Below are 17,743 nucleotides of genomic sequence, written 5' to 3' on the forward strand. Positions count from 1 at the left end.
CCTAAACTACCAAATCGCCAATGCAGACGTATTTCAATTCCATATATTCCTCGAGGCCGCGCTTGGACCCTTCGCGACCGAGCCCAGATTGCTTCCAACCCCCGAACGGAATAGGGGGGCCTGTAAATGAAGCGGTATTGACCCCAACCATGCCGTACTCGAGTTGCTCCGAGACTCGGAGCGCTCGTCGTAAGCTGTCCGTGTAGACATATGCAGCAAGTCCCATCTCGCTGGCATTGGCTCTGGCGACAACTTCTTCTTCGGAATCGAAGGGCAGCACAGCAGCCACCGGCCCAAATGTTTCCTCACGAGCAACTAACATATCTTCCGTGACGTCACTAAGCAGCGCAGGAAGAACAAAGTTCTGACTTAGGCCAGCACCTCGATCTTGGCAAATAACTCGCGCCCCCTTTGCGATCGCGTCATCAATATGCATCCTACACTTGTTGGCCACCGATAACTTAGTCATCGGCCCGATGTTTGTCGCAGGCTCCAGACCGTGACCGACTTTGAGCTGCGCTATCGCCGCACCAAACGCATCGACGAAGGCACTATAGATGCTCCTTTGTACGAAGATGCGGTTGGCCGCCAGACAGTCCTGACCCGAAGTAGCAAATTTCGCGGCCACCGCACCTTTGACAGCCTTGGCAAGGTCGACATCCTCAAAAATCAAAAAGGGAGCATGTCCTCCCAACTCAAGCGACACTTTCTTTACCGTCGCGGCTGTCTCCCTCAGAAGCAATCGGCCAATTTGCGTAGAACCCGTGAACGAAAGAGCGCGCACTCTAGTGTCGCGCAATAGAGGGGCTGAAAGTTCGATCGGATCGCCCACGAGCACCTGAAACACGCCGCGCGGGATACCAGCCTCTTCGCCCAACCGAGCTAGAGCAAGGGCACAGAGCGGGGTTTCGGGGGCAGGCTTGACAATGATCGGACAGCCGGCCGCAAGGGCGGCCGCAGCCTTTCGCGCAATCATGGCGACAGGAAAATTCCATGGCGTGATCGCTGCCGCGACACCGACCGGCTGCATTCGGACATGCAGCAGACTTCCTGGTTTGTGGCTAGGAATTGTCTCCCCGTATGCGCGCTCCCCCTCTGCAGCAAACCATTCGAGAAATCCCGCACCGTACGCAATTTCGTCGCGGGCCTCGGGGAGTGGCTTGCCCTGCTCGCTCGTGACCAGAATAGCAAGCTCTTCCGAATGATCGAGCATCAATGATGCCCAAGATCTAAGTATCGCACAGCGCTTCGCTGGTAAGAGCTTTCGCCATTCGACAAAGGCTCGTTCAGCTGCCGCGATTGCCATGTTCATGTGCCCAGCATCGCAACGAGCAACATTCGCGATCTCTTCCCCAGTGGCCGGATCGACCACAACGTCTCTTTGCTCGCCCGCAATCCAGCGACCATCGATGAGCGCGCTCCCCGCAACAAAATCGCGACGAAGCAAGTTCTGCAGGTGCCCGATAGCAAGACCGAAGAATTGCGAACCGTCCCGCCGAATAGTTTGAAAGCCCATAGAACGCCCCATTCGACCAGATGTTGAAATTGCGAGAGCATCACGATACTGGTAGCCGCAAAGATATTTGCGTCGCATTTCCCCGCTCGCTCGAATCTTTTCTGCGCGATAGAGGCATGTTGCGATGAAGTTCACCTGATGGCTGGAGCCGATATGAAATACGATCGAATAGACGCCCGCATTCTCGAAATCGTGCAAAAGAACAACCGTTTGACTTCAGAGGTAATTGGCGAAATGGCCGGACTCTCTGCTACGGCGTGTCAACGACGACTGAAAAGGCTCCGCTCGGAAGGTATCATCGAGGCCGATGTTTCGATCGTTTCTGCGAAGGCGGTGGGCCGACCTATTCAAATGCTAGTGCTTGTTACTCTAGAGAGAGAGCGTTCCGATATAATCGACAAGTTCAAGAAGGCGATCAAATCGTCAGCCGAGGTCGTCAATGGATTTTACGTTACTGGCGACGCTGATTTTGTCCTATACATTTCGGCATGCACGATGGAAGACTATGAGCAGTTTACCCGACGATTCTTTTATGAAAACTCGGACATTAAGGGCTTTAAAACGATGGTTATAATGGATCGCGTAAAGGCTGGTTTTGCGGTTCCAATCGACATTCCGCCCGAGGATTGACCAACATCGATATCGGTGTCTTGCCCCTCAGATCCAGGCAATTGCGCCATTTTTCATCGCCCCGTCGCATAGAAAGCAAAAAACCCGCACAGTCGCTCGTCTAACTTTACCGCAGCCAGCACTTGAGCCGGGGACGGTTTTTGCAGAGTTCGGAATCTCAGGCGTCCTTGTGTTCGTCGGTTACGCGAGCGGCACCATCGAGACCGCGGCAAAACAGAACTGCCAGAAATGAGCGCCGTAATCCCTGCCCAGAACCGGGGCCCGATCTCTTCCCATCCGTACCGTAGCGCCCCTATGTCGACGAAACCGACGAAGCGACGCGTGGGGTGCTTGAGCTTTTACCGAAGACGGAGAGGCGAAATCTCGCGCTGGTGGTGGAGAGGGCCCGTTACGAGGGATGCGTCAGGAGGCAACGGGCCTCATGACGCTTTCGCGTATGAACGGCGAACGCTGGACGCGCCTATGAGAGCTCTCGCTTTATCAGCCGTCAGCGTTCGAGGGCAATTACTGATCTGGTCCAGATCCGAGCCTCAGGACAATTTGGAGCGGAGATGATAACCGAGGTGCCCAAGCCTCAAGCGTTCAGCGTCGACGGCATTACCGCGCCTCTGCGGCACACCACCTTCCGGCGCATCTGGCTCGCGAGCCTACTCTCGAATCTCGGCAGCCTGATCCAGGGGGTCGGCGCGGCCTGGGCGATGACTCAGATGACATCTTCAGCCGACAAAGTCGCGCTGGTCCAGACCGCGCTTATGCTGCCGGTAATGCTGATTTCGATGCCCGCGGGCGCCATTGCGGACATGCATGACCGTCGCATGGTGTCGCTGGTGTCACTCGGCATCGCCTTCGCCGGTGCGACCGTGCTAATGACGCTCACCTGGCTTAACCTCGTCACGCCCAATCTCTTGCTGGCGCTCTGCTTTGTGGCCGGTAGCGGGGTAGCGCTGATGGGACCGGCGTGGCAATCCTCGGTCAGCGAGCAGGTGCCCGAGGAAACGCTGCCAGCGGCAGTCGCGCTGAACGGCATCAGCTACAACGTCGCGCGGAGCGTGGGTCCGGCCATTGGCGGCGTGGTCGTGGCAAGCGCTGGCCCGGCGGCCGGATTTGCAGCGAACGCGCTATCATATCTGCCGCTGATCGTCGCGCTGTTTCTCTGGAAGCGGGCTGCGGAACCGTCACGTCTGCCGCCTGAAAGGCTCAGCCGAGCCATCGTGTCGGGCGTGCGCTACATCACCAATTCGCCAGCAATCAAGATCGTGTTGATCCGCTCCATGGTGACCGGCCTCATCGGCGGGGCGATCATTGCGCTGATGCCATTGGTGACGCGCGACCTCCTGCATGGGGGGGCCCAGACCTATGGGATCATGCTAGGAGCCTTTGGTCTCGGTGCAGTGATTGGTGCGCTTAACATATCAGAGATACGCAAGCGCATGAGCGCAGAGGCCGCGATCCGCGCCTGCGCACTATCGATGGGCGGCGCGATCGTAGCCGTGGGGCTGAGCCGCGAGCCAGTGTTGACGGCCGCCGCGCTGGTTCTCGCGGGGGCCGCATGGATGATGGCGTGGGCGCTTTTCAACATCGGTGTGCAGCTATCGACGCCACGCTGGGTTGCGGGACGCTCGCTCGCGGCCTATCAGGCAGCAAGTTCGGGCGGGATTGCTATCGGCAGCTGGGGCTGGGGCCATCTGACTGATGCCGCCGGGGTTGAGGCGGCGCTTCTCGTCTCAGCAACCCTAATGCTGGCCTCACCGCTCATCGGACTTTGGCTACGCATGCCACGGATCGGCGCGCGCGGTGAAGAGGCCGAGATGCTCGATGATCCCGAAGTCCGGCTCGCGCTGACGGCGCGCAGCGGCCCCCTGGTGGTAGAGGTCGAATATCGCGTAGCGCAGGAGAACGCGCGTGCATTTCATACCGTCATGCAGGACGTGCAGTTGGCGCGCCAGCGCAACGGGGCTTATGGCTGGTCGATCGCGCGCGATATTGCCAATCCCGAACTGTGGACCGAGCGTTATCACTGCCCGACTTGGCTCGATTATTTGCGCCAACGCAACCGCTCGACCCAGCCGGAGCGCGCCCTGGACCGGCAAGCGGCGACTTTCCACATTGGACCGGAGCCGATCCGTGTCCGCCGCATGCTGCAGCGCCCTTTCGGATCGGTGCGTTGGAAGATTGACGTGCCCGACCGCGCCGCGAACGAAGTCCTTCCTGTTGATTGGAAACGAGGCGCAAGGCGAGAGCAGTCGTCCACGAAGAACTAACAGATCGGTTAGAATGCCCCAAGCTCGATGGCCCCTTGTTCAAGGGCAAGTCTGCTGCTCGGGCCGGGTGATGGGGCAACCCTGTTCCACGGTATCACCTATTGCGGCGAATGCGGACACAAGATGGCTGTGCGTTACAAGGGCGGTGGTCTGTAAGTCTGCAATCATCTCAAAATTCGGCATGGCACGCCGGAATGTCAAAACCTGCGTGCTGCACCGATCGACGCACAGGTTGCAGCGGGGTTCCTGGAAGCGGTGGCGGCGTTGGCGAGACCGATGCCATGTCCAAGGCGCGCAAGGCCCATCTCGAATCCGAGAGCCCGGCGAGAAGTCTGAGGCACAGGAGATTGAGCGGCTTGGCTACCAAGCAACTCTTGCCCAACGCCAGTTCAATCGCGCCGATCCTGACAACCGGTTTGTCACTGGCGAACTCGAGCGGCGTTGGAAGCCGCCTTTCTAGCATTACAGTGGCATTTTCATCTGAGGTGAGCGCGGAGCGCGGCGAGCGCCGGCTTGGTGAGCTCGCCCTGCAGAGCGACCATGCGAGAACGCGGTCGATCGAGATGCGCCGTTGAGCGAGCTTGATAGCGATGTGACGGATTTCTGTAAGCGCTTAGCCGCCCTTTAATTACCCATAAATTTTTGCCTCGATAGCGGCTCCCAGTTCGATGTCGGTCAGTTGCGATAGTCCGCGCCAGATCACGGTATTTCTTGGTGGCGGATCGTTGGCTCGAGCCAAGTATCCTCCGAGCCGCGCGATCTTGATGACATAGTGCGAGAGTGTGCTTCGTCGAGAGCGATCGCCGCTCCGGCCTTTCACCAAATGATCAAGAAGTCTGATTTCGGGATCTGTCAGCGCTGTTTGCGGTAACGCATTCGGCGAGGAACGATTGAGCATCGTCATCCAGAAGACGCGCCAGCTCACAATGCAGAAGACCGCGATCAGATTGACCAGACGCTCAGCGGTTCGCAATTTCGAATCCTCCGCCTTGCAGCCCGATTTGAGGATCTTATGGAAGACTTCGATCTTCCACCTCAACGCGTACCATTCGATCTTCTCGATGGCGTCCTTTCGCGATTGGACCGGGAGATCGATGAGGAGCTTCCACTCGATCCTCTTTCGTCGCTTCGGCCTTCCCCGCTCTTGAGCGTGGATTACGGTCAGAGTGAGTGCGGGATATTTCTTCTGCTTGCCGATCGGCGGCAGAACTCGAAGCTTGCGGAAACGAATTTTGAGGAGCGCTTCATCCGGATCGCCTTTGTCGTCCTTGACCTTGATCCGGTGTAAGCCTTTGACCACAACCTCGTCCATTTCGTCGGCAATTGTATGATTGCCGTCCCCGGCAAGCCGATCAACACAGGTTCCAGAAAGTGCGTTCCAGCCTCGTCGGCCAGGCAAAACAACTCATAGATGTCGCTCTCGCGATCACCAATATGAACGCATCGTCCGGGGGCAGCGAGAGGGTCTGTCGATTGCCGTAAATTCTCCAGCCAGCGAATGCTCTCCTTCTGCTCGATCGGAACCCGTGTCGGATTGATCTTTCGCTTCAGCGCCGTTGTCCTCTTGAACTTCTTGCGTGTCCAGAACTTGATTGCCGCCAGTCCGAGCGGAAGCCCCTCGGTCGTCACGGCGAGGCTCGAATGCATCAGGATGCCACACTGCGTGCGGCCTGCCGTCTTACCTGTAAAGCCAATCAGATCCGGCTTCTCGCGCTTGAAGCTGAATTCCGTCGTGTCATGGAGGACAAGGATCGGTCCCTCCGTTGTCGTCGCGCGCCCGTGCGTCGCCTCAAAGTGGCCGCCAAGATTATCCGCCTCGTTGACCCGTTCGTTGGAGAAGAAGCGATACGCGGCCTTCGTGTTCGCCCAGTCCTGACAAACCAGCGGGATGCTCTGACCCATGTCGCTCCCGATCTGCCCGAGCAATTTTGCAAAATCGGCGGCCGAGCCGCTCATCCTTAAACTCGCATCCCGCAACTTCCCGATCAACCCACGTCTCGGCACCCGGTCGTCAATCGTTGAGCACGCGCTTTCGCAGGATACTTCAGTACCAAATCCACCGAGCACCATCAAATTTCGAATCAGGTGCTCGACAACGAATCACAACAGATTCTGCCGATTCAAGTTTTCTCCTCGGACGCGTCGTCTCAATCAACCGAAAATTGTGGGCAATTGGAAGTTAGCCGCCACCGTATAGACACAGGCTTGACGCTTTGCGGAATCGCCACGGCATGAGGTCTTCGATTCTGCTATGGGGATGGCGTCGATAATGGCCTCGAGTGTTTCGGCGATGTAGGGCGGCCGGGTTGACGTCGTTGAGCTTGCAGGTGGCGACGAGCGACGCAACCAAGGCCCAATTTGCAGCCCCGACCTCATGTCGGGCGAAGAGAGCATTTTTTCTGGTCAGGCAGACTGGCCGGATGGCGTTCTCGACCGGGTTCGTATCGAGCTCGAGACGCCCATCGTCGAGGAAGCGGGTCGGCCCCTACCGGTGATTGAGCGCGTAGCGGATGTCCTCGGCAAGCATCGAACCGCTGGAGATCATCGACAGCTGTTTCTCGAACTAAGGCTTTAACGCGGCGACGATGAGCAGCGAGTGCTGCCTGCGCGCGGCCAGCCGGATGTCCGGCGATGAGCCGCGTACCATGGCTTCGATGGTGTAAAGCTGTGCGATGTGCCGAATGGGGCCTCAGCGATCAGTGATTTGCTGTTACGGGCCAATTTGATGGAGCGCCGGCGCAAATGGCTCCAGCAATGTACGAGCGTCCACGGCCCTTGCGGTCGAGCGACTTCGGTTACCTATCTTGATTGGGATTGCGCCGCGCTGGCGTAACGGACACGTTGATCCATTTCGAAGAGCAAAGGTTTATTCGCAAGTCGCGCGGCGTCTTGCAGATCGATGCACGTCAGTGCCTCGAGCACAAGCATGTAGCTGCTATAAGCTTATTTCAGGCGCTTATACCTCGGCTTAGGTGATGGCTGCAGCAACAGAGCCGGCGTAGTGACGACGCGACCTGGTCTGAACATTAGACCAGCGCTTAGTCAGATCGCTACGCGATTTCTTTGGACTACCTGAGTTCACAGACGAAGTGCAACGCTTGCAACCGGAGGTGTTGCTATGGGGCAGACTTCCAAGCAGCTGCCCCTTGAAGGCCGACGCGAGATTACCCGACTTTCGGCCAATTGCAGCTCAATCCGGCAAATCGCGGCAGCTTTATTTAAATGCTCGGTTAATTCGAGTACGCGACCTCACGTCATGGCAGCGAGGTTGGCCGCAGTCTGATAACTCCCACGCCATCTGCGATGGCGATCTCGGTGTCAAATGGCTTGGAGAGCTTCTGCATACGCTCGAGAATGGCTCTTCCCTGCGGCGGTTGGGCGAGACGCGGGACGCCTCGATCGGCAAGTCTTTTCGAGTGACCAAGCTCGACCGGATAGAGCCGCAATTCAGAGAGCCGGTTCTGTTCAAATCGGCTGACGGTCACAAGGCTCTCATAAAAAACTGGATCTGAAAATGCCGGATTCGTTTCATACCCCCTACTCATCTCGCCGGCCGTCACCTCGGCATCGGTATCGACTCGTGGGTCCCTCTCGTAAGCGGCAAACATCTCAGCACCTACGGGGGTTCGGAGGTCGTCAAAGATGAAATTCCCGAGACTATAAAAGATCGGGCGGCCCTTGTAGATCTCGATGCCTCGCAATTGATGCGGTCCATGCACGATATATGCGTCGGCACCGGCATCGATGAGTCTATGCGCGAATTCTCTTTCGTAATCCGGCGGCTCCTGGCTCCAGTTTCCCGGCTCGTGACCGTGGTTGGTGACGATGCAGAAATCCGAGAACTGCTTGCCCCTGCGAAGGTTTCGTAAAATATTATCTACGTCGCGCGACTCGGGTTCATAACTGTAAGCGGCCACGTTTCCTGTCTTGAATGTCACTCCGGCAATGACGACGCGGTTTGGATCACCACGACCAGCCTTGTAGCCGGGCAATACGTCACGTACTCGTCTTAGCTCATCCAGCATCTCGGGGGGAACCAAGACGCTCCGCGCCAGCCTAAGGGGATTGACACCTGCTCTGCCTGGCGCCTCACCGGCGGGATCTCCCGCACGAGACATGGGCGTGAACGATGCAGCAAATGACAACAGCCCCACGCGACCGCGGGCGGTCTCAAGAAAGCGAGCGGCGCCAGCTTGTGCGAGATTCTCACCCACGCCTGCGTGGATGACACCGTTCTGATCGAGCACTCGGCACGTCTCGCGCATGCCTTCCAGACCCCAGTCAAGCGAATGGTTGTTGGCGTAACTCATCACGTTGAAACCCATCGCCTTCAAATCAGGCCCGGTCGTTGGGAGGCTGACGTGGTAGGCTCCGCCGTACTCCGCCTGGGGACTTCCCTTGAACGAGCGAGCATCGAAGATGTTAGTTTCCAGGTTGCCGAACGTGACATCGGCATCACGAAGGATCTTGACCACCGCGTCGAAGTCAGAGCCCTGGTACTTCGTCAGTGGCCGCGAGACGATGAGATCGCCGACTGCTACCATCGTGAAGCCGTCTGCAACGCTTGTTGCGATCGAGCCGGCCAGATCATAGCCATCCCCTTGCTGGGCCGGACAAGCCCCGCCCTCCTTTGAATGTTTTTCCATAGATTTCTCCATAGCGGCTCTTTGCTACTAAAGGTTGACGCCTGCACTCGTTGCCAACCCATACTTTAACCACGCAGTGTACATCAACGTCGTATCTGGACGGCGCGCACCTGATAATCGTCCAATAATAAAAATCGCGAGGGGTGACCGATATGATGCGGATTCCCACACTCTTCATCGGCGCGCTCCACCCTAGCCGGAAAATATACAGCATCATCTATTACGCAGCGCAAAGGCAAGTCACGCCTCAAACTTACTCCTTGATCGGTTCATCTACTGCGTTGAAGGCGCACGTCAAGTTCTACGCCTGCCGGCGCAGCAGATTTCGGGCCACCATGTCACCGCAGATGACGGCAGTGTTAACCCGCTGCAGATCGTAGGCTCAGAACTGGTAGGTGCGAGCATCTATGCGCCTGGTTTAGTGTGCGGTTGCCCATTAGCTAGGGCTAGGTAGACCGCGCGGGCAGGAGACCACCAGTAACGCCCTCACCGGGCGGAATACTTCTGATCTTTGAAGGATCATGAACTACAGCTAATGGCGCGCTTGGCGGACGCCCGCGCGAACTACGTGGTAATCCGGAACACACCGGCAATAAATGGACTCGGACATAAAGCCAAATTCGCGCACTGCGCAGAAAACGATAGGCTCGCGCAAAATCCAATGTCACTAGATGGAAGCTCCCATGTCAACTCAGGTGGAATCTGGAACAGCAACTGCGCTACTGCCCGCAATCAGCGAGGCTGATGCACAAATTGAGCGCCGACTCTGCAAGCTCGCGACTTGCGGTTCAACCTCGATCTGGAAGGCTCAAGACGAGCTGTCTGGCGCGATTGCAGAGGCGGGCATACACTTTGAGGGGGAAGCTTGTCCCATATGCATCCGGCCCCTTGCTATCGATTCTAGGCTGTCAAATCACCTCGTCGCCACCGCTGAGGGTATGATCAAGCTCCTCGATGTTGCTGCTGAACTGTATTGCTCGAATGAAGACGTGCAAGACCTATTTCCAGCCTATAAACATCTGCGGCATTGGATCACTCGTCTGCCAAAGCATCGTCCGATTGTAAGGATATGTCGACTTGATGGCTTGCTCGGCAGCGATGGAAGTTACAAAATCATCGAAACAAATACCGAAGGACCTGGAGGTGTAATACAGACCGGCCTTATCGCAAACGTGTGGGGGCGCATCTCGAACCCGTTGACCAAGGGCCTGTCACTTGACTTAAGCAAGCAGCCTTTCGTCAAAGATCCGCAGTGCTTTGTACAGGAGCTGAGATCGGCTTATCAGGCTGCGACTGGATCGGAGCTCAGAACTGCCGCGGTAGCTAACTTTCGTGGTCGCTTCACAAATGAAGTGGATTGGATCGTGAAAGCTCTGAGCGACGTAGGCGTCAAATCAGCGTTGCTAGACATTAGTGCAATGAAGCGAACGCCTCATGGACTGGTCGGGCCGGATGGGCAACGCATCGAACTTGTTTACAATAAACTCGACGTCAGAGACATGATAGATGCTGTAGAATGTAGGGACTACCTAGAGTCATGTGCGGCTCAAGATGTGGTTTCGATAAACCCATGGATCTCCCAGTGGATACTGTCCGACAAGGCAATTCTGGCTGTACTCACTGATGATCGGTTCAGTTCGAGCTTTGACGCCGAGCAGATGCAGTTTATTTTGCGCCATATTCCATGGACTCGCCTTGTCAGAGCGGGTGTAACAACCGACCCCCAAAAGCGTCGAATTGAACTCATCGATTACATCCGTGAAAACAAGGCTTATCTTGTCTTGAAGCCTTCGAACGCCACGCGAGGCGAGCATGTCCTGATTGGACATCTCACATCCTCAGACGTATGGGAAAAACAGATCGAACGAGCCGGCGCGAAGCCCCACGTTGTTCAGGAGTACATCAGGCCCGGACAGCTGACAGCTCTGCACTTGCCAACCCGATCGATCAAGAAAATGGTGTATGGAATCGATTGTTATGTATTCGGCGGTCGCCTGGCAGGTTTTAACTCTCGGGCAAGCTTCGATGCCGTGATGAACGTCGGGCGGAGCGGCATTCTGCTACCGGTCACAGTCGCCTGACGCGTGACAGTCACCGAGGCGATAATTCGTTGAGCAATACGCGCTCGACACGGAGGAATGGGAATCTGCCATTTGCGCGTTCACCAGACTTCCGCAATTATCGCGAGCGCGCGTGGCGGACAATGCTTGATAACCGGATCACGCAACTGGCCGGCTACGGTTTCGTATGACCTAGCCTTACTGAGTCACAGTGTCGCCTCCTTTGTCGACAGGATTCACATATTTGAGACGACTCATTTTTCAACATAGGAAGGCTGAGAAGGGTCTGATAAGATCAGAAGTCGTAGCGTCGCGGTTTTCGGCGTACATTGATGGTCTTGCAGGCGTGATCGGACATGCGGGACTGCCCTTACCGGTTCACGATCACTGCACTGGACCGATGATGCCGTGGCGATCGGAAGTGTATTGAGCCGATAGCGGCGATGACGGCTCCTGAGCGGGTGGCCGATCTGGCCCAGCGTATGAGGTTCACTCGAACCAGATCTATGCCTCGAAGAAGCAAGTGCTGGAACAGGCGGCGCGAGCCTTTCGTGCGGGTGTCGGGCGGGAGAGCGAGGAAACGCGCGAACGCGAGACCGACAACCTGTACGCCAATTCGGCCAACTGAAGGTCCAGTGCGATTTTTTAGCGCGCAGCTCCGGAGATGAGTACGCCGGACCTTCGACGATGCTCGATCGCGCCGACCAGGCGCTATCGATCCGCCGACAATGCGTATTCCTTGGCATCGCGCGTTCTGGAGTCGACCGGCCCGCCAACGACAACGACCTTGCCGTGATGCGCGGCCCATCGACGAGCCGTTCACCGCCTGGCCGCGCGATGCTGAAAGTCAAAGGGCTTCAGGTCAATCGGAAGCGCGTACAGCGGTTGATGCGCAAGATGGGCATCGCGGCCGGCACCGCCGGCTCACAATCTGTTGCGCAGCATGACGATCGACCGGCCCAACCAAAGTGTGGGCGCCAGACCTCACGTATCTGCCGATCGGGCGCAGCTTATCTCGTCGCCGGTGCGGTTCTAATTTAGCATGGCGGATCTTCAATACGATGGAGCCCCATTCTATCGCTTTTGCGGGCCAAGATATGACGCCGCCTGGCTGGCGCTCTGAGCGCAGGCCACTGAACGAGCGCTACGCGACGTATCGTTTTTTCCGAAGCCAGAGGAAAGTTCGCTGATCGACCCACTCGCTCGGTCCTTAGCAGCGGCGCACGGGGCCACGTTGCAGCCTCGCGCACCACGCAAGCCGCTGCCGCTTGAACCTTTCGTCACCTGGGTTCGGCAACGGCTCAGCATCAAAACTTTGAAGTCGGCACCACGCCCAACCTAGCAAGGATATACGATCCTCTGGTCACGATAAACTGCCAGCATTGGCAGGTTCGTTATTCGCGCCTCTCAGGTAAGGAGGGTGAGTGAGGCCATTCTAGGAAACGGCGTCGTGCAACATAAGCGGGGACGAAAACGCGTGGGCGTCGTGTTCCGTCTTATCGAGACCTCGTCGAATTCGAGAAAGGGCCGACTGTTCAGCAAAGCACGTGCTTCCAGAGGGGGCGGTCATGGATGAAGTAATTGGCGGGTCATGCAAAATGCAGATCCTCGATGCGCTCGAGTCAAACGTCCGTTTATACTCACGTTCGTTTCCTGCTATCTTCAGCCGAGCTAGCGGGTCGACTATGCTGACGGACGACGGTCAAACGATTATTGACTTCTTATCCGGTGCTGGAGCGCTTAACTACGGCCACAATAATCATCGGATTAGAACTGCTATCACCGAACATCTAGCCTCCGATGCCATCGTCCACGGGCTTGACATGGCTACTCCTACAAAACTCGAGTTCTTGGAGACGTTCTCCTCCGTGATTCTTCGGGAACGGAATCTGCAATACCGATTCCAATTCACGGGACCAACTGGCGCTAATGCAATTGAAGCCGCTCTAAAGCTTTCCCGCAAAGTCACAGGACGTCAAAATATCATTTCATTCACCAATGGATATCATGGCCTAAGTTTAGGAGCAATCGCAGCGAGCGGAAATCGCTACTATCGCAATGCCAGTGGTGTTTCCTTGTCTGGTGTAACTTTCATTCCCTATGATGGCTACTTTGGGCCAAACGCTGATACGTCTGACTACCTACGAAAGGTGTTGTCGGACGAGAGCAGCGGCATCGATCGTCCAGCTGCTATTCTCGTTGAAACCGTTCAGGGGGAGGGTGGCATAAACGTCGCTCGCAAAGAGTGGCTGCAATCAATTCAGGCCATAGCAAAATGTGTTGGCGCCCTTTTCATAGTCGATGATATCCAGATGGGATGCGGCCGCACTGGCGAATTCTTCAGCTTCGAGTTTGCTTCGTTGTCGCCCGACATTGTCGTCCTGTCGAAATCGCTAAGTGGATACGGCCTGCCACTATCAATGTTGCTGATCAAAGAGGAATTCGACGCTTGGCAGCCAGGAGAACACACGGGAACGTTCCGAGGGAACAACCTAGCACTTGTATCTGCGACCGCGGCTATAAACATCTATTGGCGCTGCCACGCCTTCTCGCAAGGAGTTCACCGTCTGGGGGAACTTCTACGACGCCGACTGGAGTCGATTGCCTCAGAGCATGGAAGCAGTTTTGAGGTTCGAGGCCGGGGTATGGCGTTAGGGTTTGACTGTCAAATGGCAGAACTCGCAGAGACTACGACGCACAAAGCCTTCGAGAAGGGGCTGGTTCTCGAACGATGCGGATCCGTTGATCAGGTCGTAAAATTCATGCCTGCACTCACGATCGAACACGAGACGATGAATCGTGGCCTTGAGATATTTGAGCAGTCATTGACCGAAACTCTGAAACAGGGGTGCCGTGCAGTCACCTAGTCACCTGATCCTCTGCTTTTCATCAAGCAGCAAGAAAGACGGATAACATTCATAGACTACGAACCCATCGGCGACGAGTTCACCACAACATGCGTGCACGTCGCCGCCGGTGTAGTGCATGATCTGAACAAGACAGTACCGACGAGCGCCGATTATGGCACCCTCGCCGTCTTGATGTGACGGCGCTCGACCATACAATCGTCATGTCGGCGTCGTGATGATCGAGCGCCATAGGAAACAGCCTTTCAGATCGATTCTCGCGATACTACCGCTAAAGCGGGATGGGGTTAAGTTGAGCCGATTTTGAATTGAACGAAGTCGCTGGCGCGGCAATTGAGGAGGAATCGCAATAGCAGCCTCCTGTCTGAGAGGATCGCGAGTTTTTGAAGCCCAACCCTTCAGACAGGAGTTTTCCGATGGCGGCGATCAGCCCTCTTCGCCGCCGCATGATCGAGGACATGACGGTCCGCAATCTGTCGCCGGCGACGCAACGATCCGACCTTGCCGCGGTATCGAAGTTGAGCCGGTATTTCGGCCGATCCCCTGATTGTCTCGAACTGGAGGATATCCGCGCCTTCCAGGTCCACTTGGTGGCGACCGGGATATCCGGGCCGGCGCTGAACCAGATCGTGTGTGCGCTGCGCTTTTTCTACGGTGTGACGCTCGGCCATGACGCCATTCCGGAGCGCATCGCCTATGCCCGCGAGCCGCGCAAGCTGCCGGTGGTGCTCGGCGCCGACGAAGTCGTGCGCTTCCTGGAGGCCATTCCAAGCCTCAAGAGCCGCACCGCGCTGACGACGGTCTATGCCGCCGGACTGCGTGTCTCCGAGGTGGTTCTGCTGAAGATCGCCGATATAGATAGCCAGCGGATGGTGATCCGGGTCGAGCAGGGCAAGGGCGGCAAGGACCGTTACGTCATGCTCTCTCCGCAGATCCTGAGGATTCTGCGCGGCTATCGGCGGCTGGCCCGGCCGCAGCGCTGGCTGTTTCCCAGCCGTGACGAGGGACCGGCCGCTCGATCCGACCGTATTGCACGCCGCCTGCCGTTCGGCCCGCTCGGCGGCCGGCCTGAGCAAACAGGTGACGGTCCACACGCTGCGATACAGCTTCGCGACGCATCTGCTGGAGAACGCGGCCGATGTGCACATCATCCAGGTGCTGCTCGGCCACGCCAGCCTGGCCAGCACCGCGCGCTACACCCAGGTCGCCACCAAGACCATCAGCACCACGCCAAGTCCGCTCCGTCTCGAGGTCGTGCCGCCCGGCTGAACGGACACCATGGCTCCGGTTCTGGAGGTGGCGGATGTCTTCCGCCGCACGGCGAAGCGTTTCGGCAGGCCCGCACCGGGCATCTCGGCCGCGTCGAGCGACGCGTCATGGGCGCCATCACGGCGTGCCGGACCGCGGTGCTCGGCGGTCACGTCGAGCAGTGCGATGATTGCGGCACGACGCGCATCACCTACAACCCCTGCCGCAACCGCCATTGCCTAAAATGCCAGCGGCTGGCGCGCGCCGAATGGCCCGCGCATCGACAGGCCGAACTGTTGCCGGTGCCGTACTTCCACGTCGTCTTTACGCTGCCGACGCTGGCCGGCGAGATCGCCTTCTTGCGGGGATGGGCGCCGAAAATCCGGTCTGCGGACTTGGTCCATTTGAAGTGCTTCGGATTTTTATTGTGCAGGTCGGTGAAGGCACGGACATCGGCTTGGAGCTGCCTGACGGAAGTGTGGACACCTCGCTGGATCTGCCTTCTGGTGAGTTCAGCGAACCAACGCTCGACCTTATGATCCATGACGCGGAAGTCGGCGTCGAGGAGGCATGATAGTGCGGGCGTCGAGCGAGCTACGCCTTGATTTTGGGGGCCTTCTGGGTCGCGTAGTTGTCCATGACGATATGAACATCAAGTCCTTCAGGGACCCGACCATTGATCCTTTCGAGGTATTTCAAGAACTCGACTGCCCGATGGCGCTCGCTAGTATTTGCGGATAACGACCCAGACGCAACATCAAGTGCTGCAAACAGCGTGGTCGTACCATGCCGCACAAAGCTGTGCGTGCGAGGTTCCGCCACTCCAGGGACCATCAACAAGACTGGCTGCTCGCGATCGAGCGCCTGGATCTGGCTTTTCTCATCGCTGCTGAGGACAAGTGCTCGGTTCGACGGGGACATGATCGTGGTCGTGACGATCTGCTCTCGTGGAGCAAACGTTTGCCACCCTCCCAACATCGCTCGCGCCGACGTATTGGACCTCCCGAGCCCGACAGGCTCACTGTGGATGAGCAGGAATATTGAGCTCGATATGCGCGACCTCAATGATGGCCTCCAGATAATAACCATTCTGCGACCGAGCATATTTAAGCGCCTGCGCTCGGTTAACGAATAGGCCGCCGAAAGCGCCGCTCTGCTCGCGCGCAACCCAGTTGCCACTGCGATTCCTGCCTACGAGAACGGTGGACACTGCGGGGCTAACCGCAAGAGCTTGTGCGAGCTTCGTTTTCATGATCCCTCCTTTCATGTGGTGAAGATTGCATTGACCAGGAGTTGCGGTTTCGGCGTTCATGCCAAGCATCGTGAGCGCATTTATTACGATCAATCTGAGAACGGGACTCCACACTCCAGGAACGAACCTGCGGCTTGGCAGTGCTCATTGTCATTGCAGCAACCAACGTGCCACTCCCTACATATGATGCATTGCCTCGTCTGAAGAAAGAAGGCCCGCCCACTAGATCCGAGTGTAGAGTCGTGTCGCTCTTTGCTAGTTTTCCAACACCGGCGTCTCTAATCTAACATGCCTGTGGCTTCGTTCGAGGCCGAACCTCTCTGGATGACGCGACGTGCTGCATTCTCACATAGGACCCGCTCGGCGTGGGTATGTGTGCATCGTCGACTGTGAAGAACCCTGATCTCAGACTGGTTCGATCAAAGGGTCGGGAAGAGGGTGACAAGGATCCGCCACAACAAAAGCGCTAGCCAGCGAATGAGACGGCGGAAGGTACTATGGGGGTGACCGCCAAGTGCATGAGACCCTTGAGGCTGGTCATGAGCAATGGAGCACCCCATGCAAAAGGCAAAACGATCTCGGCCGGCCTTCCACCACCCTGGAGCAGAATAGCACGCTGATCGCGGTCATTGAGATAAACCTCTCGAATTGGCTTGTCGTTGGAATCGTCCCCGGCCTGGATCGTCACCCGTTGAAAAAGCTTGGCGCCGACGAGACGCGCTGCTCCGGTTGCCGCACGGGTGACGCGACGAGGCGGCAGAGTTCGGGCACGCAATCACGGGCGTAGCGGTCGCCTTTGAGGCCGGGCACGATGGTTTTTGGCTGCCGCGCTGGCTGCGGGCGCGTGGCGTCGAGGCCTTCGTTATCCACGCAACGAGCGTCGCCGTCCCCCGCGAGCACCGGCGGGCTAAAACCGACCGGCTCGACACCGAGCATTTGAAACGTGCTCCCTGGCTGGCTACGCGGCTAACCGGACTATTCCCAAATGAGGCGTCACCCCTCGCTTCTGGCCGGAGATCAAGACCCTGGACTTGTAGTCTGCGCATTGTGGCCGCGTGGCCCGTGTCGGCGAGGCGCGCGATGATGTTGCCGACGAGTGCCTCGATGTCCGGGATCACACGCGCCAGCGTATGGCCATCATAGGGATCGCCGGGCAGCGACTTTACACAGGTGACGAACTGGCCGCCCTGGCGTGGCTGAGCGTGGTTGCGACGAAGACTTTGACGCCGAACTGGTAAGGTTGCTCAACCACGTCTAACGGCT

The 17,743-nt window shown here is 57.4% G+C and carries 11 protein-coding genes and 4 pseudogenes; 7 read left to right on the top strand and 8 right to left on the bottom strand.

Annotated features, from left to right (window positions below):
• Position 1 precedes the first annotated feature (1 nt).
• Positions 2–1,516, bottom strand: coding sequence for an NAD-dependent succinate-semialdehyde dehydrogenase (locus tag ACP2YP_RS34265; RefSeq protein WP_426426365.1), 1,515 nt, complete (start codon positions 1,514–1,516; stop codon positions 2–4).
• 153 nt (positions 1,517–1,669) lie between these two features.
• Between ACP2YP_RS34265 and ACP2YP_RS34270 the strand changes: the two genes are divergently transcribed.
• Positions 1,670–2,146, top strand: coding sequence for an Lrp/AsnC family transcriptional regulator (locus ACP2YP_RS34270; protein WP_426426366.1), 477 nt, complete (start codon positions 1,670–1,672; stop codon positions 2,144–2,146).
• A gap of 551 nt (positions 2,147–2,697) precedes the next feature.
• Positions 2,698–4,407, top strand: a complete 1,710-nt coding sequence (locus tag ACP2YP_RS34275; RefSeq protein WP_426420673.1) for an MFS transporter — start codon at positions 2,698–2,700, stop codon at positions 4,405–4,407.
• A 628-nt stretch (positions 4,408–5,035) separates the two neighbouring features.
• Here the strand turns inward: ACP2YP_RS34275 and ACP2YP_RS34280 are convergent.
• From ACP2YP_RS34280 to ACP2YP_RS34290, 3 genes are all read right to left on the bottom strand, one after another.
• Positions 5,036–5,719 (bottom strand): IS4 family transposase, encoded by a 684-nt coding sequence (locus ACP2YP_RS34280; protein WP_426420675.1) that lies wholly within the window; start codon positions 5,717–5,719, stop codon positions 5,036–5,038.
• An 867-nt stretch (positions 5,720–6,586) separates the two neighbouring features.
• Entirely contained in the window at positions 6,587–6,829 is a 243-nt protein-coding gene (locus tag ACP2YP_RS34285) for a hypothetical protein (RefSeq protein ID WP_426426367.1), read from the bottom strand.
• 832 nt (positions 6,830–7,661) lie between these two features.
• On the bottom strand, positions 7,662–9,053 hold the full coding sequence (locus ACP2YP_RS34290) for a CapA family protein (protein ID WP_426420661.1): 1,392 nt from the start codon (positions 9,051–9,053) through the stop codon (positions 7,662–7,664).
• Between the two features lie 683 nt (positions 9,054–9,736).
• On the opposite strand from ACP2YP_RS34290, the gene ACP2YP_RS34295 reads away from it, so the two are divergent.
• The 5 genes and pseudogenes from ACP2YP_RS34295 to ACP2YP_RS34315 all read left to right on the top strand — a co-directional run.
• Positions 9,737–11,134, top strand: coding sequence for a hypothetical protein (locus ACP2YP_RS34295; RefSeq protein WP_426420677.1), 1,398 nt, complete (start codon positions 9,737–9,739; stop codon positions 11,132–11,134).
• A 666-nt stretch (positions 11,135–11,800) separates the two neighbouring features.
• A complete protein-coding gene (locus ACP2YP_RS34300) occupies positions 11,801–12,154 on the top strand; it encodes an IS3 family transposase (RefSeq protein ID WP_426420679.1) in 354 nt (117 codons plus the stop codon).
• Positions 12,155–12,681: 527 nt separating this feature from the next.
• Positions 12,682–13,980, top strand: a complete 1,299-nt coding sequence (gene ectB, locus ACP2YP_RS34305) for a diaminobutyrate--2-oxoglutarate transaminase (protein WP_426420681.1) — start codon at positions 12,682–12,684, stop codon at positions 13,978–13,980.
• A 416-nt stretch (positions 13,981–14,396) separates the two neighbouring features.
• Positions 14,397–15,249, top strand: a pseudogene (locus ACP2YP_RS34310) (tyrosine-type recombinase/integrase).
• A 9-nt stretch (positions 15,250–15,258) separates the two neighbouring features.
• Positions 15,259–15,587: pseudogene (locus tag ACP2YP_RS34315) on the top strand (transposase zinc-binding domain-containing protein); the annotation flags it as partial.
• Between the two features lie 2 nt (positions 15,588–15,589).
• Here ACP2YP_RS34315 and ACP2YP_RS34320 read toward each other — a convergent pair.
• From ACP2YP_RS34320 to ACP2YP_RS34335, 4 genes and pseudogenes are all read right to left on the bottom strand, one after another.
• A pseudogene (locus tag ACP2YP_RS34320) lies at positions 15,590–16,146 on the bottom strand (IS630 family transposase); the annotation flags it as partial.
• Positions 16,147–16,246: 100 nt separating this feature from the next.
• Positions 16,247–16,540 (bottom strand): hypothetical protein, encoded by a 294-nt coding sequence (locus ACP2YP_RS34325; protein WP_426420683.1) that lies wholly within the window; start codon positions 16,538–16,540, stop codon positions 16,247–16,249.
• A gap of 624 nt (positions 16,541–17,164) precedes the next feature.
• Positions 17,165–17,416 carry a hypothetical protein gene (locus tag ACP2YP_RS34330; protein ID WP_426420685.1) on the bottom strand — a complete coding sequence of 84 codons (252 nt, stop codon included), beginning with the start codon at positions 17,414–17,416 and terminating at the stop codon, positions 17,165–17,167.
• Positions 17,417–17,471: 55 nt separating this feature from the next.
• Positions 17,472–17,723 (bottom strand): annotated as a pseudogene (locus ACP2YP_RS34335) (IS5/IS1182 family transposase); the annotation flags it as partial.
• Between the last annotated feature and the right edge of the window lie 20 nt (positions 17,724–17,743).

The organism is Bradyrhizobium genosp. A (assembly GCF_049949275.1).
Taxonomy (GTDB): Bacteria; Pseudomonadota; Alphaproteobacteria; order Rhizobiales; family Xanthobacteraceae; genus Bradyrhizobium.

What these genes read in the sequence shown, in the direction of transcription:
- ACP2YP_RS34325 (WP_426420683.1), bottom strand. Translation starts at nt 16,540, where the DNA reads ATGAACGCCGAAACCGCAACTCCTGGTCAATGCAATCTTCACCACATG.
- ACP2YP_RS34265 (WP_426426365.1), bottom strand. Translation starts at nt 1,516, where the DNA reads ATGGGCTTTCAAACTATTCGGCGGGACGGTTCGCAATTCTTCGGTCTT.
- ACP2YP_RS34275 (WP_426420673.1), top strand. Translation starts at nt 2,698, where the DNA reads ATGATAACCGAGGTGCCCAAGCCTCAAGCGTTCAGCGTCGACGGCATT.
- ACP2YP_RS34280 (WP_426420675.1), bottom strand. Translation starts at nt 5,719, where the DNA reads ATGGACGAGGTTGTGGTCAAAGGCTTACACCGGATCAAGGTCAAGGAC.
- ACP2YP_RS34295 (WP_426420677.1), top strand. Translation starts at nt 9,737, where the DNA reads ATGTCAACTCAGGTGGAATCTGGAACAGCAACTGCGCTACTGCCCGCA.
- ACP2YP_RS34330 (WP_426420685.1), bottom strand. Translation starts at nt 17,416, where the DNA reads ATGCTCGGTGTCGAGCCGGTCGGTTTTAGCCCGCCGGTGCTCGCGGGG.
- ACP2YP_RS34270 (WP_426426366.1), top strand. Translation starts at nt 1,670, where the DNA reads ATGAAATACGATCGAATAGACGCCCGCATTCTCGAAATCGTGCAAAAG.
- ACP2YP_RS34290 (WP_426420661.1), bottom strand. Translation starts at nt 9,053, where the DNA reads ATGGAAAAACATTCAAAGGAGGGCGGGGCTTGTCCGGCCCAGCAAGGG.
- ACP2YP_RS34300 (WP_426420679.1), top strand. Translation starts at nt 11,801, where the DNA reads ATGCTCGATCGCGCCGACCAGGCGCTATCGATCCGCCGACAATGCGTA.
- ectB (WP_426420681.1), top strand. Translation starts at nt 12,682, where the DNA reads ATGGATGAAGTAATTGGCGGGTCATGCAAAATGCAGATCCTCGATGCG.